The organism is Staphylococcus chromogenes (assembly GCF_029024625.1).
Taxonomy (GTDB): Bacteria; Bacillota; Bacilli; order Staphylococcales; family Staphylococcaceae; genus Staphylococcus; species Staphylococcus chromogenes.
On the sequence record NZ_CP118953.1, the window covers coordinates 1,225,676 to 1,252,592 of the forward strand.

Annotated in this window: 27 protein-coding genes; 24 read left to right on the plus strand and 3 right to left on the minus strand. The window is 35.3% G+C overall.

All coding sequences use genetic code 11. From position 1 onward, the window contains the following. The first annotated feature begins 20 nt into the window (after positions 1 to 20). Together fur and xerD are read left to right on the plus strand one after the other, a co-directional pair. Positions 21 to 473: a ferric iron uptake transcriptional regulator gene (gene fur, locus PYW36_RS06030; protein WP_103159477.1), complete on the plus strand. Its 453-nt coding sequence runs from the start codon at positions 21 to 23 to the stop codon at positions 471 to 473. A gap of 39 nt (positions 474 to 512) precedes the next feature. Next, positions 513 to 1,400: a site-specific tyrosine recombinase XerD gene (gene xerD / locus PYW36_RS06035; RefSeq protein ID WP_103159476.1), complete on the plus strand. Its 888-nt coding sequence runs from the start codon at positions 513 to 515 to the stop codon at positions 1,398 to 1,400. A gap of 21 nt (positions 1,401 to 1,421) precedes the next feature. On the opposite strand, the gene PYW36_RS06040 is transcribed toward xerD, so the two are convergent. Then, positions 1,422 to 1,934 carry a DUF309 domain-containing protein gene (locus tag PYW36_RS06040; protein WP_241955383.1) on the minus strand — a complete coding sequence of 171 codons (513 nt, stop codon included), beginning with the start codon at positions 1,932 to 1,934 and terminating at the stop codon, positions 1,422 to 1,424. Positions 1,935 to 2,020: 86 nt separating this feature from the next. Between PYW36_RS06040 and PYW36_RS06045 the strand changes: the two genes are divergently transcribed. The 6 genes from PYW36_RS06045 to PYW36_RS06070 all read left to right on the plus strand — a co-directional run bounded on the left by PYW36_RS06045 (position 2,021) and on the right by PYW36_RS06070 (position 7,520). Further along, entirely contained in the window at positions 2,021 to 2,755 is a 735-nt protein-coding gene (locus PYW36_RS06045) for a segregation and condensation protein A (RefSeq protein WP_103159474.1), read from the plus strand. After that, positions 2,739 to 3,284: an SMC-Scp complex subunit ScpB gene (scpB, locus tag PYW36_RS06050; protein WP_103159473.1), complete on the plus strand. Its 546-nt coding sequence runs from the start codon at positions 2,739 to 2,741 to the stop codon at positions 3,282 to 3,284. Before PYW36_RS06045 ends, scpB begins: the two co-directional genes overlap by 17 nt. Continuing rightward, positions 3,281 to 4,024 carry a pseudouridine synthase gene (locus PYW36_RS06055; RefSeq protein WP_037573811.1) on the plus strand — a complete coding sequence of 248 codons (744 nt, stop codon included), beginning with the start codon at positions 3,281 to 3,283 and terminating at the stop codon, positions 4,022 to 4,024. Before scpB ends, PYW36_RS06055 begins: the two co-directional genes overlap by 4 nt. 171 nt (positions 4,025 to 4,195) lie before the next feature. After that, positions 4,196 to 4,921 carry a response regulator transcription factor gene (locus tag PYW36_RS06060; protein WP_037573808.1) on the plus strand — a complete coding sequence of 242 codons (726 nt, stop codon included), beginning with the start codon at positions 4,196 to 4,198 and terminating at the stop codon, positions 4,919 to 4,921. After that, a complete protein-coding gene (locus PYW36_RS06065; RefSeq protein WP_037573805.1) occupies positions 4,905 to 6,638 on the plus strand; it encodes an ATP-binding protein in 1,734 nt (577 codons plus the stop codon). Before PYW36_RS06060 ends, PYW36_RS06065 begins: the two co-directional genes overlap by 17 nt. A 327-nt stretch (positions 6,639 to 6,965) precedes the next feature. Further along, the gene (locus PYW36_RS06070) at positions 6,966 to 7,520 is read left to right on the plus strand and encodes an ECF transporter S component (protein ID WP_037573800.1); all 555 of its coding nucleotides are present in this window, start codon (positions 6,966 to 6,968) and stop codon (positions 7,518 to 7,520) included. A 73-nt stretch (positions 7,521 to 7,593) separates the two neighbouring features. On the opposite strand, the gene PYW36_RS06075 is transcribed toward PYW36_RS06070, so the two are convergent. Next, positions 7,594 to 7,842, minus strand: a complete 249-nt coding sequence (locus PYW36_RS06075) for a ferredoxin (RefSeq protein WP_037573797.1) — start codon at positions 7,840 to 7,842, stop codon at positions 7,594 to 7,596. A 105-nt stretch (positions 7,843 to 7,947) separates the two neighbouring features. Here PYW36_RS06075 and PYW36_RS06080 point away from each other — a divergent pair, with 105 nt between their 5' ends. The 4 genes from PYW36_RS06080 to ypdA all read left to right on the plus strand — a co-directional run bounded on the left by PYW36_RS06080 (position 7,948) and on the right by ypdA (position 13,585). Next, entirely contained in the window at positions 7,948 to 8,898 is a 951-nt protein-coding gene (locus tag PYW36_RS06080) for a helix-turn-helix domain-containing protein (protein ID WP_103159472.1), read from the plus strand. Continuing rightward, complete coding sequence (locus tag PYW36_RS06085; protein WP_103159471.1) at positions 8,891 to 10,267, plus strand: RecQ family ATP-dependent DNA helicase; 1,377 nt, start codon at positions 8,891 to 8,893, stop codon at positions 10,265 to 10,267. The genes PYW36_RS06080 and PYW36_RS06085 overlap by 8 nt, the downstream gene beginning before the upstream one ends. A gap of 181 nt (positions 10,268 to 10,448) precedes the next feature. Then, complete coding sequence (locus tag PYW36_RS06090) at positions 10,449 to 12,323, plus strand: LysM peptidoglycan-binding domain-containing protein (protein ID WP_103159470.1); 1,875 nt, start codon at positions 10,449 to 10,451, stop codon at positions 12,321 to 12,323. 275 nt (positions 12,324 to 12,598) lie between these two features. Further along, entirely contained in the window at positions 12,599 to 13,585 is a 987-nt protein-coding gene (ypdA, locus tag PYW36_RS06095; protein WP_103159469.1) for a bacillithiol disulfide reductase YpdA, read from the plus strand. Positions 13,586 to 13,759: 174 nt separating this feature from the next. Here ypdA and PYW36_RS06100 read toward each other — a convergent pair whose 3' ends face one another. Beyond that, positions 13,760 to 14,728 carry an asparaginase gene (locus PYW36_RS06100; protein WP_103159468.1) on the minus strand — a complete coding sequence of 323 codons (969 nt, stop codon included), beginning with the start codon at positions 14,726 to 14,728 and terminating at the stop codon, positions 13,760 to 13,762. Positions 14,729 to 14,800: 72 nt separating this feature from the next. Here PYW36_RS06100 and cmk point away from each other — a divergent pair, with 72 nt between their 5' ends. From cmk to aroA, 12 genes are all read left to right on the plus strand, one after another. After that, a complete protein-coding gene (cmk, locus tag PYW36_RS06105) occupies positions 14,801 to 15,472 on the plus strand; it encodes a (d)CMP kinase (protein WP_037573782.1) in 672 nt (223 codons plus the stop codon). Between the two features lie 231 nt (positions 15,473 to 15,703). Further along, positions 15,704 to 16,888, plus strand: a complete 1,185-nt coding sequence (gene rpsA, locus PYW36_RS06110; RefSeq protein ID WP_037573779.1) for a 30S ribosomal protein S1 — start codon at positions 15,704 to 15,706, stop codon at positions 16,886 to 16,888. Positions 16,889 to 17,196: 308 nt separating this feature from the next. Further along, a complete protein-coding gene (der, locus tag PYW36_RS06115; RefSeq protein ID WP_037573775.1) occupies positions 17,197 to 18,507 on the plus strand; it encodes a ribosome biogenesis GTPase Der in 1,311 nt (436 codons plus the stop codon). 16 nt (positions 18,508 to 18,523) lie between these two features. Then, positions 18,524 to 19,522, plus strand: a complete 999-nt coding sequence (locus tag PYW36_RS06120; protein WP_037573772.1) for an NAD(P)H-dependent glycerol-3-phosphate dehydrogenase — start codon at positions 18,524 to 18,526, stop codon at positions 19,520 to 19,522. Between the two features lie 287 nt (positions 19,523 to 19,809). Then, the gene (locus PYW36_RS06125; protein ID WP_037564282.1) at positions 19,810 to 20,082 is read left to right on the plus strand and encodes an HU family DNA-binding protein; all 273 of its coding nucleotides are present in this window, start codon (positions 19,810 to 19,812) and stop codon (positions 20,080 to 20,082) included. A gap of 287 nt (positions 20,083 to 20,369) precedes the next feature. Continuing rightward, on the plus strand, positions 20,370 to 20,957 hold the full coding sequence (locus PYW36_RS06130; RefSeq protein WP_103159467.1) for a heptaprenyl diphosphate synthase component 1: 588 nt from the start codon (positions 20,370 to 20,372) through the stop codon (positions 20,955 to 20,957). Next, positions 20,950 to 21,660: a demethylmenaquinone methyltransferase gene (locus PYW36_RS06135; protein WP_037573770.1), complete on the plus strand. Its 711-nt coding sequence runs from the start codon at positions 20,950 to 20,952 to the stop codon at positions 21,658 to 21,660. The genes PYW36_RS06130 and PYW36_RS06135 overlap by 8 nt, the downstream gene beginning before the upstream one ends. A 15-nt stretch (positions 21,661 to 21,675) precedes the next feature. After that, positions 21,676 to 22,632, plus strand: a complete 957-nt coding sequence (locus tag PYW36_RS06140) for a polyprenyl synthetase family protein (protein WP_103159466.1) — start codon at positions 21,676 to 21,678, stop codon at positions 22,630 to 22,632. Positions 22,633 to 22,713: 81 nt separating this feature from the next. Further along, positions 22,714 to 23,163, plus strand: coding sequence for a nucleoside-diphosphate kinase (gene ndk, locus PYW36_RS06145; protein WP_103159465.1), 450 nt, complete (start codon positions 22,714 to 22,716; stop codon positions 23,161 to 23,163). Between the two features lie 217 nt (positions 23,164 to 23,380). Then, entirely contained in the window at positions 23,381 to 24,547 is a 1,167-nt protein-coding gene (gene aroC / locus PYW36_RS06150; RefSeq protein ID WP_103159464.1) for a chorismate synthase, read from the plus strand. 12 nt (positions 24,548 to 24,559) lie between these two features. Further along, positions 24,560 to 25,627, plus strand: a complete 1,068-nt coding sequence (gene aroB, locus PYW36_RS06155) for a 3-dehydroquinate synthase (protein WP_107360472.1) — start codon at positions 24,560 to 24,562, stop codon at positions 25,625 to 25,627. After that, on the plus strand, positions 25,628 to 26,917 hold the full coding sequence (gene aroA / locus PYW36_RS06160) for a 3-phosphoshikimate 1-carboxyvinyltransferase (RefSeq protein WP_107360473.1): 1,290 nt from the start codon (positions 25,628 to 25,630) through the stop codon (positions 26,915 to 26,917). It abuts the gene before it with no gap.

Here is a 26,917-nt window from a genome sequence, read left to right on the forward strand (position 1 = left end):
AGTAGAGGGGTGAAGCTTCCGTGGAAGATCGTTTAAATCGCGTGAAGCAACAATTACAACAATCTTCATACAAACTTACACCACAAAGAGAAGCAACAGTAAGAGTTTTAATCGAAAATGAAGCAGACCATTTAAGTGCTGAAGACGTCTATTTAAAAGTAAAAGAAAAAGCACCTGAAATTGGTCTTGCAACCGTTTACCGTACACTTGAGCTTTTAGCCGATTTAAAAGTCGTTGATAAAGTCAGTTTCGGCGATGGTGTGGCTCGCTTTGACTTGCGTAAAGAAGGGTCTGAACATTTTCATCATCATTTAGTTTGTATGGAATGTGGACGTGTGGATGAAATTGACGAAGATTTATTACCGCAAGTCGAAGAACGTGTTGAAAAGGAATTTAACTTTAAAATATTAGATCATCGGCTTACTTTTCATGGCATTTGTGAAACGTGTCAGAAAAAAGGAAAAACGAAATAAATCACTTGAAACTAAGCGATGATAAGTAGGTGATTTTTTATGCAAGACGTTGTTGATGAATATTTAAGATTTATTCAAATTGAAAAAGGATTATCAGAAAATACTATTGCGGCTTATCGTAGAGATTTAAATCATTATCTAAATTATTTAGCGGCTCAAAAAATATCAAATCTTGACTTTATTGATCGCCAAATCGTTCAGCAATGGTTTGGTGTTTTGCATGATGAAGGGCGTTCTACGAAATCCATCGCACGATTTACATCTACCATTCGTAGCTTTCATCAGTTTGCTTTGCGAGAAAAGTATGCTGCAAAAGATCCAACAGTTTTAATCGAAACACCAAAGTATGAACGTAAATTACCCGATGTATTATCCATTGATGAAATCGATCTTTTGTTAACGACACCTGAAACTTCTAAAAATAATGGTTATCGTGATAGAACAATGCTAGAGTTGCTATACGCTACTGGTATTCGCGTATCAGAGCTTATAAATATTGAAGTAGAAGACGTCAATCTTTTAATGGGTTTTGTTAAGGTATTTGGTAAAGGTAATAAGGAGCGTATCATTCCGCTAGGAGAAACAGTGATTGAGCTTTTAAAAACATATATAGAGAACGTAAGGCCTCAACTTTTAAAAAAGCAAGTTACACATACTTTATTTTTAAATATGCAAGGAAAACCGTTGACGCGGCAAGGCATCTGGAAAATTATAAAACAAACTGGGGCGAAAGCAGGTATTCAAAAACGACTGACTCCCCATACATTACGACATTCCTTTGCAACGCATTTACTAGAAAATGGTGCTGATTTACGTGCTGTTCAAGAAATGCTCGGGCATTCCGATATTTCGACAACACAATTGTATACACACGTGTCTAAAACTCAAATTAGAAAGATGTATCAACAGTATCATCCACGTGCATAAAACGTTAACTTAATTTATAAGCTAACGTTTTTTATTTTTTTGCGCTAATTGTCTTGCATGAACGACCTCAGTGCGATCACGTAATTTATGATGGTTGAGTATGAGGGGAGTTGTAACAACGGTTGTAGTTGGATTGTAGTTTGGCTCATATTTTAAAATAGCCTCTGTCATCTCTTTTGTGAGGGGTAACATCAAAGGTGCAAAAGGGCGTTTTTGAGCTGTGTTTTCTACCATGCGAGCGATTAATTGTTGCAATTGATCTTGGTGAACCCCTAGTTGCCTAAATGTTTCTGCGCGATGTTGTTGTATTAAATGCAAGGCTTTTTGAAACGAACGATACGCACCATTAAAGTTTTCTCTACGGTAATGATAACATCCTGTCGCAATTAGAATTAAGGCTACAATAGGGTCCTTTTTACTATATTTTTTTTGTGACTTCCACACTTCTTCTAAAATATCATGACATAGAAAATAATGCTGTTGCTGATGAAATTGTACATAAAAATCGACGAATTGCTTTTGCAATTGTTTCACCTCAAAATTTATTGTTACATGTAAACATGCTATAATACTTTAGGATACAATGCATCCAACTTGCAATAGAAATGAGGCAAAAATTCATGTACGAGGTGAAATTAGACGCCTTTAATGGCCCTTTGGATTTGCTATTACATTTAATTAAAGAATTCGAGATTGATATTTATGATATTCCAATGAAGGCGCTCACAGAACAATATATGCAATATATTCATGCGATGAATAAACTTGAAATTAATTTGGCAAGCGAGTATTTAGTCGTCGCTTCAGAACTTTTAATGATTAAAAGTCGTATGTTACTGCCAGATAAAAATCAATCAGATTTTGAGGAAGAGGATCCTCGTGATGAATTAGTTGAAAAATTGATTGAGTATCAAAACTTTAAAGCCTATGCCGTCTTACTCAATGAAAAAAAAGAGAAACGCGCACACTTTTATACGAAAACGCCTACAGATTTGTCTCATTATGAAAAATCTGAAAAAATGTCTGATAACACAACTATTGATTTAACGGAATTAATCGTTGCTTATCAAAAAATGAAAACACGTGTGGCATTAAAGAAGCCGAAACAAGTTCAAATCAAAAAAGAGACTTATACCATTCAACAATCGACTCAGCATATTTATTCAAAGTTACAACATCGATCTTCAATTACATTTTTCGATTTATTTAATTTTAATGAAACAATTGAACATGTAGTCACACATTTTCTTGCATTGCTCGAAATGGCTAAAACTGGCATGATTCAAATCCAACAGACTAAAGCCTTTCACAACTTCGATATTACGAAAGGGGTTAATTATGACATCCAACCTTAATGCTATCATGACAGCCATTTTATACACTGTAGGAGAAGAAGGTATTGAGAGAAATCAACTCAAAGACATTTTAAATGTGGATGAAGATACGTTTAGTACACTATTAGAAACGTTTCAAATCGATGGCTTATTATTACAACAATTCGGCAACACATTGGTTTTAACCACCACAGAAGATGTAGAATCCTATATTGAGACATTGATTGTCCATAAAGGTGCAACCAAATTATCACAAGCTGCGATGGAAGTCCTTGCAATCATTGCTTATAACCAACCTATGACACGTAGTGATATAGAAATGATTCGGGGAATAAATTCAGATGGCCCCGTAAAAACATTGATTGCAAAGGGCTTAGTTGAACCGAAACAGCAAGCGGACACAAGAGGTCAACACCTTTACACTACAGATTTATTTTTAAATGTCTTTGGATTGACATCATTGGAAGATTTGCCGACGACAGATGAAGATGAAGAAGAAATCGAAAGCTTCTTTAGCGAACTTGTAAACCAGAAAGGGGCAGCAGAATGACACAACAATTTGAACGATTACAAAAAAGAATTGCAAATAGTGGCTATACTTCTAGAAGAAAGGCAGAAACCTTAATTACTGAAGGTAAAGTTTCAGTCAATGGAAAAGTTGTCACAGAATTAGGCACAAAAGTAGGACCCTCAGATCAAGTGAGCGTGGAGGGGATACCTTTAGAACTTGAAGATAAATTATACATTTTATTTTATAAACCCGCACAGGTCATTACGAGTGTTTCTGACGACCGGGGCAGAACTGTTGTCACTGATTATTTTGATGATTTAGAAACGCGTATTTATCCAGTCGGTCGTCTTGATTATGACACTTCAGGATTATTACTTTTAACTAATGATGGTGAATTTACTAATTTAATGACCCATCCAAGATACAAAATCCCAAAAACATATATTGCCAAAATTGAGGGGTATATTTTACGAGAACAGGTGAAAGCACTTGAACATGGGATTGAACTTGAAGATGGCATGACTCACCCGGCGAAAGTAAAAGTTAAAAAACAAGATAAAACAAAAAACACTTCATTAATTGAAATCACAATAACTGAAGGTAGAAACAGACAAGTACGTCGAATGTTTGAACATTTTGGCTTTAAAGTGACTAAACTTTCGCGTGTATCATTCGGACCTTTAGATTTAAAGGGTCTAGGTGCTGGTGAAGGGCGTGTGTTATCCCCACATGAAGTGAAAACTTTACGTCAACTCGCGACTCAAGGAGCTACAAAATAAAGTTTAGCGTTTAGAACATCACTTATAGTTACTCACTCCTAATCAGGAGTTTTATGGAACTGATGAGAAAGTAAGTCCTTCAGTTATAATGTATAAATTATCTATTAAACATTCGTTATGCTATACTAGGCATATCAATGAATTGTCACTAAGTGTGGGAGGTATTACACAATGACTAACGAAATTTTAGTCGTGGACGATGAAGAACGTATCAGAAAGTTATTAAAAATATATCTTGAAAGAGAAGGCTATGGTGTAATTGAAGCTACAGATGGAGAAGAAGCACTCCATTTAGCTCAAACTCATGATTACGCCTGCATTTTATTAGATTTAATGTTACCTAAACTTGATGGTATTGAAGTCGCCACAACGTTACGTGAATCTAAAGAAACACCTATCATTATGTTAACTGCAAAAGGTGAAGAAAATAACCGTGTCGAAGGCTTTGAGTCTGGGGCAGACGATTATATCGTCAAACCTTTTTCACCACGTGAAGTAGTTCTCAGAGTTAAAGCGCTACTACGTCGTACACAAGCACACATCACTGAACATAATGAACCACATGCACGTGATGTCATTTCTTTTAAACATTTAGTTATCGATAATGATGCACATAAAGTTTTAGCAGATGATACTCCAGTAAACTTAACGCCAAAAGAATATGAACTTTTAATTTATCTTGCTAAAACACCAAATAAAGTTTTTGACCGTGAGCAACTTTTAAAAGAAGTTTGGCACTATGAGTTTTATGGTGATTTAAGAACTGTTGATACACATGTTAAACGATTGCGTGAAAAGTTAAATCGTGTGTCTAGTGATGCTGCACAAATGATTCAAACCGTATGGGGCGTTGGTTACAAATTCGAATTAAACGAGCAAAATGAAACGCCTGAATAGCGTCGTAATAAAACTGTGGTTAACTATTTTATTAATAGTAACGACAGTTTTAATTTTATTAAGTGCAGCCCTCATCACCTTTATGCAATATTACTTCACGCAACAAACGGAACAAACCCTTTTTGAAAACGCTAAAAGTATTAATCATGTTTTAGATGAAAGTAACGATCGACAAAGCGCTATACGTCTTAGTGATGCAATGCTCGAAAAAAACAAAGGGATGATTATTGTTCCTGATTTTGTAAATCATGGTCATCAAAATTCTATTAAAGAAAAAATGCTTGAAGAAATTAAAGAAAATAAAGCTTTTGATAAAGTATTACAAAGTCAAAAATCAGAACTACAACATATCACGGTCAATGTTAATGGTATCGATCGTACCTTTGTACTGCTCGGATATCCATCAAAAGCATACAAAGGTCAGCCATCAGCCGTTTTTATTTATCAAGATTTAAAAAGTATTGAAGATACGAATAATGTGATTACAATCATTATTTTAATCACAGCCCTCATTTTTCTTGGCATTACAACTGTATTTGCATTCTTTCTCTCTACTAGAATTACCAACCCATTACGTCAACTTAAAACGCAAGCGAGTGAAGTAGCAAGAGGAAATTATGCCAAACGCGTTCCTGTCCAAACCCGTGATGAAATTGGTGCATTGGCCATGACATTTAACAAAATGAGTCGTAGTATTCAATCACATATTAATGCTATAACAACATCTAAAAATATTCGTGACACTTTAATAGATGCAATGGTTGAAGGGGTTATTGGGATAAATCATCGTCGTGAAACGATTTTATCTAATCAACTAGCGACAAAATTATTAAATGAGATGTCAGAAACACTTCAACACAAGTACGATGCCCAAGTCAATCAAACATTTCAAACGAAGCGAACAGAATATGAAGAATACGAAATAAATAAACGTTATTACGTCATTATTATGAGCTATATTGAACGCATTCAACCTACTGGTGAGAGTGGCCTTGTAGTTGTTATGCGGGATATGACAAATGAACATCATATGGATCAAGTGAAAAAAGACTTTATTGCCAGTGTCTCTCATGAGTTACGAACACCGATTTCATTATTACAAGGTTACACAGAATCTATTGTAGATGGTGTAGTGACTGAACCGAGTGAAATCAAGGAGTTTCTCAATATTGTATTGGACGAATCTAAACGTCTGTCTCGTCTAGTAAATGAATTGTTAAACGTCGCGAGAATGGATGCTGAAGGTATTACCGTTTATAAAGAAGAACAACCCATGATGGAATTAGTTAACAAAATGTCAGCAAAATATAAACAAGAACTTTCAGAGCTCGGTTTATCACTTAAAATTGAAGATAAAATGATAATGGAAAAGTTCTGGCATTATGATTTCGATAGAATGGAACAAGTGTTAACCAATCTTGTAGATAATGCAGCGCGACATACAAAACCAGGTGATGTCATTACAATTTCGGCTTATGAATCGGAAACAGAAGATATTCTTACAGTTTCTGACACTGGTGTAGGCATCGCTCCAGAACATTTAGAAAATGTGTTTGACCGTTTTTATAAAGTGGACGCCTCAAGAAAACGTGGAAAACAGGGGACTGGGTTAGGCCTCTTTATTACACGTATGATTGTCGATGCACATGGGGGGCATATTTCAGTAGACAGTACGGTTAATGTTGGAACCAAATTCACTATTAAATTGCCCAAATAGATGTAAAACGACTATACAAAAACACATAGATAAATAGTGAGATACACCTTCTTTGATTCACGTACGACATCATTTTTCGCGTATTTCTCTAGATTAATATGGCCCTCTTTTGATAATCTTGGTAAATACTTTCTAAACAATTTCTATTGTCACAAATGAAAAAGTATTATAATCTAACTCATATACAATTCGTCTAGTAAATAGGGTTCATTTTCAAAATGATTGATATTAAGGGATAGATGTAAAATATTTCACACAAATAATAGTTATTTTATCAAATCATACAATTCTACCTCCATATTAGATGAATAGACAAGGAGGTCTATTATGAAGCAACGTCAAACACGCCGAATTATTTTGGTTGGGATGTTAAGTGGTATCGCATTTGTATTAATGTTCCTAAAATTTCCTTTACCATTTTTACCACCATATTTAACGGTGGATTTTAGTGATGTGCCAGCACTCATCGCTACATTTAGCTTTGGTCCTATTGCTGGCATTATGGTTGAGTTAATTAAAAATATACTCAATTTCTTTTTTAATATGAGTGATCCAGTGGGGCCAATCGCTAACTTTTTAGCAGGAAGTAGTTTTTTATTAACCAGTTACTTTTTCTATCGGAAGCGTAGAACACAAACTGCTTTAATCGTTGGTTTAGCGGTGGCAACAATTGTGATGACGCTTGTGTTAAGTATCTTGAATTATTTCATATTATTGCCTCTTTATGGCATGATTATGAACCTTTCAGATGTAGTCAATAATTTAAAAGTTATCGTGACAGCAGGGATTATTCCATTTAATCTTATTAAAGGGGTGCTCATTGCTATCATCTTTTTACTTTTATTCCCAAGAATTAAAAATGCACTGCATTTAAAATCATAGCAAAAAACACTCGGTATGTTATTGAACATCACCGAGTGTTTTTACATCTATTTATTGAACATCTTGTATATCTTTATTCAAATTTAAGTGCATCGCCATCAAAAGATTCTTCTTCTACTTTAATAGAATCAGTAGGGCAGCCTTCAAATGCATCTTCAAGATCCTCATATAGTTCTTCTGGTACTGCTTTCGTCCCTTGGTTGTCGTCAAGAATGACGTATGCGATACCTTCATCATCGTAATCATAAATGTCAGGCGCTGCTGCACCACACGCTCCACATGCGATACACGTATCCATATCAACGATTGTGTATTTAGCCAATTTTTTCGCCTCCCTTTTCAAAGTACCACATTCACATTATAATTTTATTTTAGATGGGTGTAAAATAATTTTCAATATTTTCGTCTAAAGAATGAGGTTATCTCAATGAAAACATTAATTCAATTCGCTTATCATCAAGCCTCTCCTTATAAAACAGAAAAAAGCATATATAATATTATCACAGGTAAAAAATCTCATCAAACCTTTTTTGATGCGGTATCACTAAATCTATTTACGTTATTTGGCATACAAAAAAATTTGAGTTGGGAAACATTTTTAACTTACATTACGCATGAGCCAAATGATTTACGCATACCCACAAATAATCAAGCGACTTTTCAGACACTCAACCAAACTTTTGAGAACATACAGCTATTAATACAAACCCTTTCACATTTGAAACATCAATCGACTTCATTTATGCCGGTTTCTTCTCAAATTGACACACATTTAAAAGTTAAACAAGTGTACCATCAAATCAAACATCAACATCTTGAAGAAAATGTATATCGTGAAATCCATCACCTTTTTAAAAAATTAAATCAGCAACAGCCTCAATCTGTCATTCATTATTTTTTAACCGGTTATGAGGAAGGGATGTATACAGCACATCAAGTCGCACTCATCGAAAAAGTACATCCTGAAGCGCTCACAGTTTTAATTTATAAAGATTTGTATTATTTACATTCGCTACTTGGAGAGACAGAGGAGTTTCCCATTTTAACTCAATGTCGAACCACTTTAAAAGTATCTCAAGCTGTCTATCGTACATTTTTACTTATCAAAGAAGGTCACTCGATTGAATCAATATCACAAAAGAATCGTATTTCTGTGAATACAGTCTACGATCACATCATCGACTTATTTATTAATGACTATCTTGAAGATTATCGGTTACTTATTAACGAAACTCAACAAATTCAAAGCTTTGCAAAATATTATGAGCGATTTCCTAAACAACGTTTAAAATTTTATAAAAATGAATTTGATATGTTTACTTATTTTGAAATTAAACTCATCATCATCTGTATCACAAAAGGAGTATTACATGCTTAAAAAAGCACTAAAAGAAAAATTTGGATTTGACACTTTTAAAAAAGGACAAGAAGAAATTATCACGAGCATTTTGCAAGGAAATCATACTTTAGGCGTTCTACCCACAGGAAGTGGAAAAAGTTTATGCTATCAACTTCCCACTTATATCTTCAAAAAACCAACATTAGTAATTTCTCCATTGATTTCTTTGATGGATGATCAAGTAATGCAAATGAAAATGCATGGAGAGCATCAAGTGGTTGCCATTCATTCAGGCATGGAGGACCACGAAAAACGTTATGCTTACGCACATTTACATACAGCGCGCTTTATTTTTGTCAGTCCAGAATTCATTCTGCAACCCCATCACTTTAAACGTTTTAAAAATATTCCCCTAGGGCTCATTGTTTTAGATGAAGCCCATTGTTTATCTGAATGGGGATTTGATTTTAGACCTCATTATGCCTTGATTGGTAAAATCACAAGCTTTTTCAAACAAGCAAAAATTTTAGCATTAACTGCCACAGCGACTCCGCAGCTTCATAAAGATATAGAATTGGCGACAAACCAAACCTTTAAAGTTTTTCAAACAACAGTGAATCGACCAAATATCTCTTTAAATGTTAAATTTTTTGATAGCTATGAAGAAAAGGTGGATTGGCTTTTGCGATTTATTGACGATAGTGGTCCGACGATTATCTACGTGTCCTCTAAAAAAGTAGGCTTGTCACTAGCAGAAGTCATTTATGAAAAGGGACATTTAACAGGTCTATATCACGGTGATTTAACTTATCAAGAGCGACAAACTGTTCAACAACAATTTTTAAATGATGATATTAAAATTATCGTGGCTACGAGTGCATTTGGGATGGGGATCAATAAACCTAACATTCGCTCAATCGTACATTTTCATGCACCATATAGTCCTTCCAATTACATTCAAGAGATTGGGAGAGCAGGGCGAGATGGTCAAAAAAGTCAGGCGATTTTACTTTATCACCCAGAAGATCAATTTTTAATGGAAAATTTAATGCTAAGCCATACAATTGAAGTGAGGGATATTACACTCTATGAACAATCTCAACTTATTGATGATGTTAAAATCGATATTTTAAATACATTAAGCCAACGCTATTCAGTTAAGTCACTTAAACAAATTTTCTTAAAACAAACTGAGTTGAAACAAAGAGCCTATCGTTATATGATGCACTTTATTATGACGAAGCAATGTAGACGTGAAGTCATATTACGCTATTTTGTTACAGCATCCACACAAGCGGATCATTGCTGTGATAACTGTAATAATATCGAATCTATTAGTGAAAAAAATAGTAAAAAAGTAAAACGTCGACTAAACTATGTTGAAAAGTTAGAAAATTTATTAGAATAACTGAAAATCGCTTTACATAGGAATTTTGGTATCGCTATAATTAAAGATATCAATGCGATGAATAGGGCATAGAACACTGTATATATTTAAAATTAGCAAAATCTTCCTGTTTATGTAAAAAAAATGTTTTAAATAGAGCCAGATAAGCTATATATATACAGTAATAGAAAGGGTGAACATAGTGTCAAAAGATAATTTTAAAGACGATTTCGAACGCAATCGCCAAGAAATCAAACCAGATCATACAAACGAATTCAATGATCAAAGCGAAAATGAAGAAACTTCATTTGATATTAGAGATGAACAACAACATTTCCCTCCAAGAAACGCATCACGTCGTCACCGTAAACGTGATTTAAATTCAGATGATTATCAAGCTCAAGAGCACGTTCAAGAAAATTCACACAATAGCCATTCTGAAAAACGTCCGGGTCTTTTAGGTGGATTTGTTAATAAACAACAAGACACTTCTCATCGCGAGGATTCTGCGGAACCAGCACGTACAAACGACCAAGGTGAAAAAATTAGAGATTATGCTAAAGAGCATCCTCATGAAATTCAAAATCAACCTAAAGAAAATCACTCCAACAACCGTGAACTTAAATCAGAACAACAAAGAGACCAACGCCGTGACATTCACAATCCTGAAAAAGGAAAGGATGTACATCGTTCAAATATCAACAATGTAAGCAGAGAAGATAGAGCTAAACAAGAACCTCATGGCCAATTCAAAAAATCTTCAGAAAAAGATGTAAACCATACGCGTAGCAATAACAATAGTTATTCTCAAGAGCAACAACATAAAAAAGTTGGACCAATTGCGGGCGGTAATCAAATCAATCATCGTGAAAACGAAACACATCCTCATACGAACGAACCCAATGCGTCTCAACGCCTTGACCATGAATCTAAAAAGATTGATCAAAATCATCGCCAACAACCTGGAAACACGCGACCTGATCAACGTCATACTAAATTCAATAAAAAAGCCGCAGCTGGAGCGGCTGGGGCAGCTGGGGTGGCAGGTGCAGTTGCAAAACATGAACACGATAAAAAGCAACGTGAACCATTAAGCGACAAGAACGAGAAGCAAAATCACGCGCCTCAACAAAATGATAAGATCCCTAACAATAATAAAACCACTTCAGGCGCCGTGGGAGCTGCAGAAACGCGTGGTGAATCTCAACACCAACGACCTCAACAACCAAATGATAGAAAGCGTCCTACGCATGAAGATGAACGTCATTCACGAAATAAAAAAGCTGCCATGGGCGCTGGAGCTATTGGTGCTGCGGGTGCAGGAGCCGCGGGCGCTCATGCTGCAAAACAACATAATGAAAAAAATCAACAAGAAAAAAATCAACAACCTCGTAAAACGAATCGAAATGCAGCAACAGGAGCTGGTGCTGGTGCTGCTGGGGCGAGTGCAAGTACGCAAACTGCGCATACACCTCCAAATAACAAAAGAAAAAAAGGTGGCTGTCTAAAAAGATTATTGCCACTTTTAGCCGCCTTATTGCTCTTAGGGGCTTTAGCAATTTTCGGTGGAATGTATTTATTCAATCAAAATAATGATGAAAATCATAATAATAAAGATAACCAAACTGAAGTTGCTAAAAATGATAATGCGTCTAAAGATAAAGCCGAAAACGATAAAGCAAACAAAGATAAAGAAAAATCTACTGAAGAAACAACTGAAGAAACAAATTCAAATGAAACACCGGGGGCATCTAGCGAATCTTCTTCAGAACAAAGCAATCAAGACACTACACAAAGTGACTTAAACCAACAACAAAACCAAACACAACAAGACCCTAATTCGCAAGCTCAAACAAATTCAAATCAACAGACCCCATCAAATACAAACCAACAAAATCAAAATAGCGCATCAAATAATAACGCACAATCTCATACTGTAACAGGTAATGAAAACTTATATCGAATTGCAATACGTTATTATGGTAGTGGTTCTCCTGAAAATGTTGAGAAAATTAGAAGAGCTAATGGCATTTCAGGTAACAATATTAATAATGGTCAACAATTAATTATTCCATAAGGAACTGTTTTAAGAAAAGAGGAGTAGACAAACATATGTCACTCCTCTTTTTACATATAATTGATTTCTGTAGAGTTAATAGAAAATAGTATGTCACAAAACTGTACGCCTAAGTACTAATATTAACTGTTTAATCATAAACATTTCCATTTAGTTCTCATTATGAAATTGCTATAATAATTCATGGATGAAAACGAATGAAGTTATCAACAAATGAATAAAAGAAATAGGTTCGTTATTTCTTAAAAATGATAACTTGAGAGAGGATGCAAAATATGATTAAAGTCGAAAGTATTATCATAGGTGGCGGACCGTGTGGGTTAAGTGCAGCTATTGAACAAAAGAAAAAAGGGATTGAAACATTAATCATTGAAAAAGGGAACGTTGTGAATGCTCTTTACCATTATCCTACACATCAAACGTTCTTTTCTTCAAGTGACAAATTAAGTATTGGCGATGTCCCTTTTATTGTCGAAGATTTAAAACCACGTAGAAATCAAGCACTTGTTTATTATCGTGAAGTAGTGAAACATCACCAACTTCGAATAAATGCTTTTGAAGAAGTGCTTACTGTGCGTCAAATTGAAGACCACTTTACAATTACAACAACTAAAGACGTTTACCAATGCCGTTTCTTAACGGTTGCAACAGGGTATTATGGCCAACATAATACATTAGAAGTGGACGGAGCAACTTTACCTAAAGTGATGCACTATTTTAAAGAAGCTCATCCCTATTTCGATCAAGATATCGTGATTATTGGAGGCAAAAATTCAGCAGTAGACGCTGCAATTGAATTAGAAAAAGCCGGCGCTCGAGTCACTGTAATTTACCGTGGTGACAATTATTCTCCATCTATTAAACCATGGATCTTGCCTAATTTTGATTCGTTAGTTAGAAGAGGGAATGTAAAAATGCATTTTAATAGTAACGTTACAAAAATCACTGAAGATACTGTAACATTTGAAACAAAAGGTATCGAAACAACGATACAAAATGATTACGTCTTTGCAATGATTGGCTATCATCCTGATTATGAATTTTTGGAATCCATTGGTATTCACACGCACACAAACGAATTTGGAACAGCACCGGTTTATAATAAAGATACTTACGAAACAAATGTTCCTAATTGCTATATTGCAGGTGTCATTGCTGCTGGTAATGATGCTAATACAATTTTTATTGAAAATGGCAAGTATCATGCTAATTATATCGCACATGATATTTTATCTAAAAAGCAAGCCCCGTTAGAATCATAAAATAATAGGACAATGACAGAAACGATTTGCATTTCGTTGTCATCATCCTATATCTAAACAGAACAAAAACCGCTTATAAATTTGAGGAAACCGGATTGCTATGATTTTTATTAAGACGTGTCTATTGAAACTTATTTTATTGTGGGTTGGACTTATAAAGTCTTTCCCACTTTTTTAATAGTTAAAATAAGTTTTGATATGTGCTTTATTAAACTTGTTACTCAAAGCGACCAATAATTTTAATCTCGCTTTTTGTCCATTAAGTCCATTTGAAAAAATGACGCCTTTTTCACTAAGTTGGTGTCCGCCACCTTCGTAAGCATAAACGGCACTCACGATGCCATTAAACGAACGAGAAACAAGCACAATAGGAATATTTTGTGCTAAACAAGCCTCAAGTCCCTCCATTGCAGTAGAGGGAAGATTTCCTTGGCCTAAGGCTTCTATGACGATACCATCTACTCCTGTATTAGCATAATACGTGAGCATTTCACTGCCTAATCCCATATGTGCTTTTATAAGTGGTACATTTAAAGAAACATTTATATTAGGAAAAACAGTTTGGCGGTAGGGTCTATGGTGAAATAGAACACCTGATTTTGTAATCACTCCTAAGGGTCCGTGATTAGGACTTTGAAATGTATTTGTATTAGAGGTATGTGTTTTTGTCACATTGCGTGCGGTATGAATTTCATCGTTAAAAACAACCATTACACCCTTATGCTGTGAATCGTCATGAATAGCGACGCGAATTGCTGAAATAAAATTATATAGACCATCCGAACCTATTTCATTTGAAGAGCGCATTGCCCCGGTGAGAATGATAGGTTTCGAGGTTTCGACGGTTAAATCTAACAAATATGCAGTTTCTTCTAATGTATCTGTCCCATGCGTAATCACATATCCATCATAATTAGAATTTTGTTCTTCATGTTCAAGAATAGATATCAATTCTTTAACATGTGACAATGTAATGTGAGGCGAAGGGACATTAAATGGCATGACCTCTTCAATGTGGGCGTATTTTTTTATTAAACTTTGATGTTGTGCTATTGGGTTTTCATCATTTGTTAAAACACGATTAGATTCATCTTCTGACATACTAATAGTGCCACCAGTATGTATGACTAATAATGATTTCATATGTTTCCTCCTCGATAAAACGTACGATATTATGATAAAATATTATTAACTAAACAACAAGGAAGGTATTCAATGACAGCTATAAATATTGCATTAGATGGCCCTGCAGCAGCTGGTAAAAGCACGATTGCAAAACGTGTTGCTGCAAAATTAGGAATGATATATGTCGATACAGGTGCCATGTATCGCGCCATTACCTATCATTACTTAAATCACCAATCAACTTTCACTAATTTTAGTGACATGATGGCAAATATTCAAATCGAATTAAAATATGACGATCAAAAAGGTCAACGCGTTTTTCTTCAAAATGAAGATGTGACTGATTATTTGAGGGAGAATGATGTCACTCAAAATGTTTCATATGTTTCTTCCCAAGAAGAAGTGCGTCAATTTTTAGTCAAATCACAGCAACGTTTAGCCATTAAAAAAGGTATCGTTATGGATGGTCGAGATATCGGAACGACAGTATTACCTAATGCGGAATTAAAAATTTACATGGTCGCATCAGTAGAGGAGCGTGCAATGCGTCGTTTAAAAGATAATGAACTGAGAGGCATCGAATCTACTTACGATCAACTTGTCAAAGATATTGCTGAACGAGATGCATATGATATGAACCGTGACATTTCTCCTTTGAGAAAAGCAGATGACGCTATCGAAATTGACACAACAGGGCTTTCCATCGAAGAAGTTACTGAACAAATCATTTCACTCGCTAACAAAGCCATTAGCCAAGCATAACTGAAAAGTGCGCTATGATTTAACGATTTCGTTAATATTGCACAGAAAAAAATTTTATGATTCATTAATGTTGAAAAAATTGTAAAAAACACCGTTCAAATTCCTCATTAAAACAAAATTTACTCTATTTGTAATGATAAAACGCTTATTTCTAACAAATCTAAATTTCTTGACAATTTTACACTTTTGTAAGATGTTAGTATTATGTAGTAGTATAAGGAGGCATTCATGATGACTGAAGAATTCAATGAATCAATGATTAATGACATTAAAGAAGGCGACAAAATTACTGGAGAAGTACAACAAATTGAAGACAAGCATGTCGTAGTACATGTAAATGGTGGTAAATACAATGGTATTATTCCGATTAGCCAATTGTCTACACACCACATTGAAAATGCAGATGAAGTTGTAAAAGTCGGAGATGAAATTGGAGCTTATGTAACTAAAATTGAAATCGATGAAGAAAATGAATCAGGTAGTTACATTCTCTCAAAAAGACAATTAGAAGAAGAGAAATCTTATGAATTTCTTCAAGAAAAATTAGATAACAACGAAACAATCGAAGCTAAAGTGACTGAAGTTGTAAAAGGTGGCTTAGTTGTTGACGTAGGACAAAGAGGTTTCATTCCGGCATCGCTCATTTCTACTGATTTCATTGAAGATTTCTCAGATTATGAAGGAAAAGTGCTTGAACTTAAAGTTGAAGAACTTGATCCATCAAATCATCGTGTCATCTTAAGCCGTAAAGCTGTAGAAGCAGAAGAAAACGTAAAGAAAAAAGAAGAACTGTTAAAATCTATTAAAGCTGGCGACGTAATCGAAGGTAAAGTTGCACGTTTAACTAATTTTGGTGCATTTATTGATCTTGGTGGCGTAGATGGTTTAGTACACGTATCTGAGTTATCTCATGAACATGTAAAATCACCTGAAGAAGTAGTATCTATTGGTGAAACGGTTAAAGTAAAAGTACGTTCTGTCGAACAAGACTCTGAACGCATCTCACTTTCTATTAAAGATACGTTACCAAGTCCTTTTGAAACGATTCAAGAGAAATACAACGAAGGCGATATCGTTGATGGTAAGGTAATGAGATTGGCAAGCTTTGGTGCATTTGTTGAGATCGATAAAGGGTTACAAGGCTTAGTTCATATCTCTGAAATTAGTCATAAACATATTGGCACACCAAACGAAGTGTTAGAACCTGGTCAAGAAGTTAAAGTGAAAATTTTAGGCATTAACCCTGATGAAGAACGTATTTCACTATCAATTAAAGCAGCTTTACCAGAAGAAGAAAAAAATGAAGCTTCAGAAGAAACGACACAACAATATACACATCAAAACGATGATGAAAATGAAAATAACCCAACACTTGGGGATGTTTTCGGAGATAAATTAAAAGACTTAAATTTATAGTTTTAAAATGAAGGTAGCGGGATATATGCATATCTCGCTCCTTTTTTATTGTCTATAAAGTTTACTGGCATGATATAATTGTATGTAAATTATATTACATACGCACATTTTCTTATAATACCGAAAGTTCAAACAACCGAACGCTAAGTGACTTTTCCATATAAACGTCACTTTCATAATCAATGCGTTCATTCCTATTTAAAGTGAAATACCTTATTCTTAGAAGATGACTTTCTTTTATTCTATCTTTTGAAAAGTAGGACCATGTGCTAAAATAATGAAGATAATTAAAGAGAGGAAGAACACTCATGACGAAACCTGTTGTAGCAATTGTAGGGAGACCTAATGTCGGGAAATCAACAATTTTTAATCGTATCGTTGGTGAACGTGTCTCTATTGTTGAAGACACTCCAGGCGTTACACGTGATAGAATTTATTCTAGTGGCGATTGGCTGACACATGAATTTAATATTATCGACACGGGGGGCATTGAAATCGGTGATGCGCCATTTCAAACGCAAATTAGAGCGCAAGCTGAATTAGCCATTGAAGAAGCGGACGTTATTATTTTTATGGTAAACGTTCGTGAAGGATTAACACAAAGTGATGAAATGGTTGCCCAAATTTTATATAAATCTAAAAAACCTGTCGTTCTCGCAGTTAATAAGGTAGATAACCCAGAAATGAGAAACGATATATACGATTTTTATGCGCTAGGATTTGGTGAACCTTATCCTTTATCGGGTTCCCATGGCTTAGGACTAGGGGATTTGCTTGACGCTGTTGCCAGTCATTTTAAAGACATAGTCGATGACGATTATGATGATGATACGATTCGTTTATCTCTCATTGGTCGCCCAAATGTTGGAAAATCAAGCTTGGTTAATGCCATTTTAGGTGAAGAACGGGTCATTGTTTCCAATGTTGCAGGTACCACTCGTGATGCTATTGATACAGAATATACTTTTGATGACCAAAAATATGTACTTATAGATACAGCGGGTATGCGTAAGAAAGGGAAAGTATACGAATCCACAGAAAAGTATTCTGTTTTACGCGCTCTCAAAGCAATTGAACGTTCAAATGTTGTACTCGTTGTTATTGATGCTGAAACGGGGATTATTGAACAAGATAAGCGTGTGGCGGGATACGCTCACGAAGAAGGAAAAGCCATTGTCATTGTAGTCAACAAATGGGATACAGTTGAAAAAGATAGCAAAACAATGAAAAAGTTTATGGACGATATTCGTCAGAACTTCCAGTTTTTGGACTATGCTCAAATCGCATTTGTTTCTGCGAAAGAAAGTGCACGTTTACAAACCTTATTCCCATTAATTAATGAAGCCAGTGAAAACCATAAAAAACGTGTACAAAGTTCTACATTAAATGAAGTCATAACTGATGCAATATCTATGAATCCAACACCAACTGATAAAGGGCGTCGCCTAAATGTGTTCTATGCAACACAAGTTGCCATTGAACCACCAACATTTGTTGTTTTTGTCAATGATGTAGAACTATTGCACTTTTCTTATAAACGTTATTTAGAAAACCAAATACGTCACGCCTTTGGTTTTGAGGGGACACCTGTTCATATTATCGCGCGTAAAAGAAATTAAACTCGGAGGGATTAAAATGACCAATATAACTGTATTCGGTACGGGAAGCTTTGGTAGCGCACTTGCCAATGTTCTTGCTGAAAATGGTCACCATGTTTTAATGTGGGGGAAAAATGAGACAACCATCTCTGAAATTAATACACAACATACAAATAAGAATTATTTAAAAGAAGCGAAGTTAGATCAAACGATTCAAGCAACGACTGATTTAGATCGTGCGATTCAACATTCAGATATTTTTATCATCGCATTACCTACGAAAGCAATTCGAGAAGTGATGGGACGTGTCAATGCAAAATTAAATTCGAAAAAAACATTGATACATGTCACTAAAGGAATAGAAAACGAAACCTTCAAACGGGTTTCTGAAATGCTTGAAGATAGCATTTCTCCTGAATTTAATGCTGGAATAGGTGTTTTATCAGGTCCGAGTCACGCTGAGGAAGTTGTTGTTAAGCAACCAACGACAGTTGCAGCAGCATCTAACAATTCAGAAATACGCCAATTAATACAAGACCTTTTTATGACAGACTACCTTCGTGTTTATACTAACGACGACCTTGTAGGCGTAGAATTAGGGGGCGCATTGAAAAACATCATTGCCATTGCAAGTGGTGTCGTTTCAGGAATGGGCTATGGTGATAATGCTAAAGCCGCATTAATGACACGAGGCCTTGCAGAAATCACACGCTTAGGTGTCCAACTTGGTGCTGACCCTTTAACATTCCAAGGTTTAGGCGGTATCGGTGATTTAATCGTGACTTGTACTTCAACGCATTCAAGAAATTTCTCATTAGGCTATAAACTAGGACAGGGTCAAAAACTAGATGAAATTTTAAACGAAATGAATATGGTGGCTGAAGGCGTTTATACGACACAATCCGTTCATAATTTGGCAAAACAACAAGGTGTAGAAATGCCAATTACAGAAGCGCTTTATAGAGTCTTATTTGAGGATCAACCCGTCGAAGAAGAATTAAAAATCTTGATGGGTCGAAATAAAAAGTCAGAATAAGTCACGAATATGACATTTTCTTTCTAATTTATGGGTTTATTGCTCCTTTCTTAAGGGTACTATAAAAACGCGTAACAAAGCGCAACATGTCTTCAAAGACAATTTTAATGACTTTCACATGCAAATAATCGTGTTATTTGTTAAATTCGAGCTATAATTTAACAAAATCGCATTAAATCAGCGTTTTTCTTGTATAAATCGTTGCAGTACCGCTATTGCTTGTGTTAAAGTCATACCATAATGATAATTGAATTATCATTACATAAACCTTTAGGAGGTGAATTGACATGAACAAAACAGACTTAATCAACGCTGTAGCTGAGCAAGCTGACTTAACTAAAAAGGAAGCTGGTCAAGCTGTTGATGCCGTTTTCGAATCAATTCAAAAATCACTAGCAAAAGGTGACAAAGTACAATTAATCGGTTTCGGTAACTTTGAGGTACGTGAACGTGCTGCACGTAAAGGACGTAACCCTCAAACAGGTAAAGAAATTGATATCCCTGCAAGCAAAGTTCCAGCTTTCAAAGCAGGTAAAGCTTTAAAAGATGCAGTGAAATAATTCAATTATTTACTTAGAAAGCCCTGTAATTAGGGCTTTTTTTATTTTTTTATAATCCTCTTTATACTAAATCTAAAATATTCTGCAATTCAGTTTTCTCATGCTTCATATTTCAATGAAATTTCTTATCACCACATTATCAAATGTACGCTATAAGCTACATTACTTTTGAAACGTTATCATTTTGCATATACTTATAAATATCGTGAAGATTTCAAAACAATTCAGATTTAATTTTCAAACCGATAATGTTAAGATAGTAAGTGATTAAAAATTGAGGTGTGACCATGAGTAAAACCTTTGAACTATTAGAAAAACAGATGAATAAAACATTAATTCATATACATAAACCAAAAAATGTCTTTGTTAATCGTGCATTAAGCGAAATTTTAGATTCATTAGAAATACCTACATTATCAAAAGTTGCTGTGCTCTCTATTAATACTGCGATGAATCATCTCGATCGAATCAGCTTTTACCGGTTTGAACGAGATGCCATTTTAATAGGAGATTTGTATAGCGCGCATTATTACTACCTTATTTCACAAATACAATCCACCACTTTTCAAAAGCATATGAGTGAGGCAATTATCAAAATTAATGCACAGAAGTCATACCTTCAAAATGAACATCAATCTCTATCACAACATCAACTTTTAGAAACTGTGTTAGCGGTTGAATTTGGTTTAATCGATACACTATTGAATATATATCAATTAAATACACTAAAAGAAGAGAATCATCAACGTATTATTGCACATTTAGCCGTTGATCAATTGACATATCTTAACTTTTTAAATGAAACCCAAATTAATCAATTGATTGATGTGATACACTCAAAATACAAATATACTGGAGTCGGTTTTAATGAATAATCAAGCAGATAAACAAAAAGTACATGAGGTCTTTCAAAATATTTCAGGCAAGTATGATAAATTGAATAATATCATTAGCTTTGAGCAACATAAAGTATGGCGTAAAAAAGTCATGAAAGAAATGAATGTACGTCCAGGATCTCAAGCATTAGATGTCTGTTGTGGGACGGCTGACTGGACAATCGCATTAAGTAAAGCAGTAGGTCCTAATGGTGAAGTCACGGGAATAGATTTTAGTGAAAATATGTTAAAAGTAGGAGAAACTAAAACAGAAAACATGTCTAATATACGCCTCATTCAAGGTGATGCTATGGATCTCCCATTTGAAGATGACAGTTTTGATTATGTAACAATTGGCTTCGGACTTCGTAATATTCCAGATTATACGAAAGCTCTTGCAGAAATGTATCGTGTACTTAAGCCCGGTGGAACAGCTGTTTGTTTAGAAACTAGTCAACCCACGGCTCCTATTTTTAAGCAAGGTTATCAACTTTACTTTAAATTTATAATGCCGTTATTCGGAAAGATTTTCGCAAAATCAAAACAAGAATACGAATGGCTTCAACAATCGGCGTTTGATTTCCCAGATAGCGAAACATTGAAAGGGTTATTTGAATCAGTATCATTTGAAAATGTAAAAGTACGTCGCTTTACAGGTGGTGTGGCGGCGATGCATTTAGCTCATAAACCTAAAACAAAATAATTAAAGGTGAGGACCATGTCGAAAATTTATATGAATCGAGAACTAAAATATATAGAAAAAAACTTAGCGCATCAGATGCAATGCGAAGATATGACGTTGCAAAAAGCAGCAGAACATTTATTATCATCCGGTGGCAAACGTGTACGTCCTCTATTCGTAATTCTCAGTAGTTATTTGAGTAATCAGCACGCCACAGAAGATACTTATCGCGTAGCCGTTGCATTAGAATTGATTCATATGGCGACATTGGTTCATGATGATGTAATCGACTTTAGTGATAAACGCCGGGGCAAAACGACAATTGAAAAAGAGTGGAATCAATCTACAGCCATTTTAACGGGAAATTTTTTACTTGCACGTGCTTTAGAACATTTGTCTCCGATAGAAAACCCTCATATTCATCAAACATTATCAAAAGCTATCGTAGAAGTGTGTCGCGGAGAATTATTTCAATTTCAAGACCAGTTTCGTGCAAACCAATCAATTACAAATTACTTGCGTCGCATTAAACGTAAAACGGCATTGCTCATTCAATTAGCAACTGAAGTAGGAGCGATGAGTGGTGGGGCTAATGCTCAAACGGTAAAAACAATGAGAAACATTGGCTATAATATTGGTATGAGTTTTCAAATCATTGATGACATTCTAGACTTTACGAGTTCCGAGAAAAAATTGGGTAAACCTGTCGGAAGTGATTTGAGAAATGGACATATGACGTTGCCAACATTGCTCGAAATGAAACGAGATTCTCAGTTGAAAGCACGCATTGAATCATTAAACGCAAATGCGCCTCAAGATGCTTTTGAATTATGTGTGGAACAAATTCGAAACTCAGAATCGATTAAGATTTCTCAACAAATTAGTGAGCGCTATTTGCAAAAAGCGAATGATTTATTAGCAACATTACCCGACAATGATGCAAAACCTGTGTTTAAAAAATTGATTTCTAAGCTTAAAAATCGTATGTCATAATATATAAAACGATTGAAAGCGCTTTATTTACATGGTAGGATATTCTTGTAATCTATACATAAACACAGGGGGATCCTCACAATGGAAAAAACATTCGTAATGATTAAACCAGATGCTGTACAAAGAAAATTAATCGGTGAAATTGTTCAACGTCTTGAACAAAAAGGGTTAAAATTAGTTGGTGCTAAATTAATGACTGTGCCTCAAGAGTTAGCGGAAGAACATTATGGTGAACATAAAAGCAAACCTTTTTATTCTAAGTTAATTTCATTTATTACTTCTGCACCTGTATTTGCAATGGTCGTAGAAGGGGAAGATGCGGTGGCTGTTTCCCGTCATATTATTGGCTCTACAAATCCTTCAGAAGCTACACCAGGCTCTATCCGTGGGGATTTAGGTCTAACAGTCGGACGCAATGTTGTACACGGTTCTGACTCAGTCGAATCAGCAGAAAGAGAAATCAACTTATGGTTTAAGCCAGAAGAAATCAGTAATTACCAATCACCAGATGAAGTTTGGTTATACGAATAGAAAAAACGAGATAAAAGAGTTGAAACAATATGCCGTTTCAGCTCTTTTATCTATCAAAACACTTTAGTTATTAAAAGCGTTAAACTTTTTCTTATTTTTCTGTTAATTTAAACGATATTTTGTGCTATGATAAACAACATATTTAATTTAAATCTTTGATGACACAATACGCTATGTTAGTCTAAAAATAATGAATTAATAAAAGGAGTTGCCCGTTATGAGATTTTTAACTGCCGGCGAATCACATGGCCCTCAATTAACAGTGATTATTGAAGGATTGCCTGCAAATATGAAAATAGATATCGATCAAATCAATAAAGAAATGTTCAAACGTCAAGGGGGTTATGGTCGGGGTCGACGTATGCAAATTGAAAAAGATACCGTAGAAATTGTTTCTGGTGTTCGACACGGATATACATTAGGTAGCCCTGTAACAGTGATTGTTAAAAATGATGATTTTAAACATTGGCAGAAGATTATGGGAGCTGAACCTATAACTGAAGAAGAACAAGAAAATATGAAGCGTGTCATTACAAAGCCACGGCCTGGTCATGCGGACTTAGTGGGCGGTATGAAATATAATCATCAAGACCTTCGCAATGTCTTAGAGCGTTCTTCTGCACGTGAAACTGCAGCGCGAGTTGCTGTTGGTGCAATTTGTAAAAGTCTTCTCGCACAATTAGGTATCGAACTCTTTAGCCGTGTCGTAGAAATTGGTGGCATTAAAGATGAAGGTGAATACGACATTGATACGATTAAAAAGTCCGAAGATGCCAATGATGTTCGCGTGGTGGATGAAAGTATTGCACAGGCCATCCGCGATAAAATAGATCAAGCTAAAAAAGACGGCGACTCTATCGGCGGAGTTGTTCAGGTCATTGTGAATCACATGCCTGTCGGTGTGGGAAGTTATGTCCACTATGATCGTAAATTAGATGGACGCATCGCCCAAAGCGTTGTCGGCATAAATGCTTTTAAGGGTGTCAGCTTTGGTGTAGGCTTTCAAGCGGGAGCTTTACTTGGTTCACAAGTTCAAGACCCAATTATGTATGATGAAACAAGAGGATACTACCGTGCAAGCAACCATTTAGGAGGTTTAGAAGGGGGCATGTCGAATGGAATGCCTATCGTTGTAAATGGAGTAATGAAACCAATTCCAACTTTATACAAACCACTTGCTTCTGTGGATATCAAAACAAAAGAACCTTTTAAAGCGACGATTGAGCGTTCAGATAGTTGCGCAGTGCCAGCGGCGAGTATTGTTTGTGAACATGCCGTTGCTTTCGAAATTGCCAAAGCGCTCTTAGAAGAATTCGAATCTAATGATATTGAGACATTGAAAAACCAGGTAGACACGCGTCGCTTACGAAACATCACTTATTAAAAGGAGATTTCTATGCAATTACACACACGTTATCCTCACGATAACTATCCTATAATAGTAGAAAATGGGGCCATTCAACATCTCAATGACTTCTTGTCAGATTATGAGCATATATTCATTCTTATAGATGAACACGTTGCCAAATGTTGGCCAGATGTGCAACATCAAATCAAACCGAAACATACTTTAATCACAATCCCCTCTGGTGAGCAAGTGAAATATATACAATATTATGAGCAATATATGGGGCAAATTCTATCATTCAAACCTACACGACAAACATGTCTTGTTGCTATTGGTGGGGGAGCTACGGGAGATTTTGTTGGATTTTTAGCCGCCACGTTATTACGTGGGGTTGACTTTATTCAAGTTCCTACTACACTATTAGCTCATGATTCTAGCATTGGCGGAAAAGTAGGTATTAATTCGCCTCAAGGTAAAAATTTAATAGGCGCTTTTTACAGACCTAAAGCGGTTATTTATGACTTAGATTTTTTAACTACTTTACCTCAAACAGAGATTTTAAGTGGCTACGCAGAAGTTTATAAACACGCACTTCTCAATTCTAAAAAAGCTGTCAATCAGCTTGAACAGATGTATCCTAACGTGCAAACATTGCTCAAGTTAAAAAATATAGAGACCGTCATTGTCGATGGCATAGAAACTAAATTAAATATTGTACTCGCAGACGAGAAGGAACAAGGACAACGCAAATTTTTAAATTTAGGTCATACTTTTGGCCACGCGATTGAATACCAACATCACTTAGCGCACGGTCATTCTGTGATGTTAGGTATTTTATTTCAATATTTTGTTTCTAATTTAATCTTAAAAACGCAATATTCAACAACATCATTTTATCAGTATTTAAAAGAACTCCATTATCCGCTATCCATCATTGATGACTTTAATTTTGAACAGCTCTATGAATACATGTTGTCAGATAAAAAAAATGATGCGACAGGCGTACAAATGGTACTATTAAAAGATTTTGGACAACCCACTGTGCAACATATTCCAAAATCCATTTTAAAACAATCATTTAATCAAATGGTTGCATTACATCAAGAGGTGATATAAATGGAAACTATTTCATCCAACGGACCCCTTAAAGGGAAAATAACAATCCCGGGTGATAAATCTATGACGCATCGTGCCATCATGTTGGCCTCACTTGCTCAAGGAAAGTCTATCATTACAGGTCCTCTTTTAGGAGAGGATTGTATGAGAACAGCCAACATTTTTCAAACTTTAGGCGTTCAAATGACATTTTCAGAAAATCAAATTGAAATCAACTCACCAGGATACGAACATTTCACAACTCCACATCAAGTCCTTTATACGGGTAATTCAGGTACCACAACTCGGCTTATGGCTGGTTTATTAGGAGGACTTGGGATTGAAAGTGTTTTAGCTGGAGATGCGTCAATAGGTAAAAGGCCCATGAAGCGCATTATTGATCCGCTTCAAAAAATGGGTGTACAGATACGAGGTATAGAGAATAACTATACGCCCCTCACTATAAGTAGAGGAAATGTTAGAGGAATACACTATAAAATGCCTGTTGCTAGCGCTCAAGTAAAAAGTGCTTTATTATTTGCGGGTTTATTTGCACCTGATTCAACCACAATTGAAGAGATTGATATTTCTAGGAATCATACAGAAACAATGTTTCAACATTTTGGCATTCCTATTGGAACTTCTAACCAAACAATAACTTTACCAGGAAAAAGTATCCAACACTTGTCACCTAATAATTTTGATGTTCCTGGTGATATTTCTTCTGCTGCCTTCTTTATTGTTGCAGCACTTATTACACCTGGCAGTGATATTTATATTCATCACGTTGGAATGAATGAAACGAGAGATGGCATTATAGAAATCGTTAAAAAAATGGGCGGACATTTAGAAATTCTGAATTTAACCGATACCCCTGAACCTACTGCAACATTACATGTAAGATATACTGAACATTTAAAGCCGATTGAAATAAGTGGTCAACTCATTCCACGTTGTATTGATGAACTTCCTGTCATTGCTTTACTCTGTACACAAGCAACAGGTTCAAGTATCATTAAAGATGCTGAAGAATTAAAGGTAAAAGAAACAAACCGCATTGATACTACAGTTAATGAATTGAATCGTCTTGGGTTTCAACTTGAACCTACAGCGGATGGGATGATTATTCATCCTTCTCAACTTACCACCCCCCAAGTTGTAGATAGCCATACAGATCATCGTATAGGCATGATGTTGGCGATTGCCTCGTTATTAACGAAGGAAGACATTCAAATTCAACGTTTTGATAGCGTAAATGTTTCTTTCCCAGGATTCTTACCAATCTTAAAACAATTAGAGAATGAGGGATAA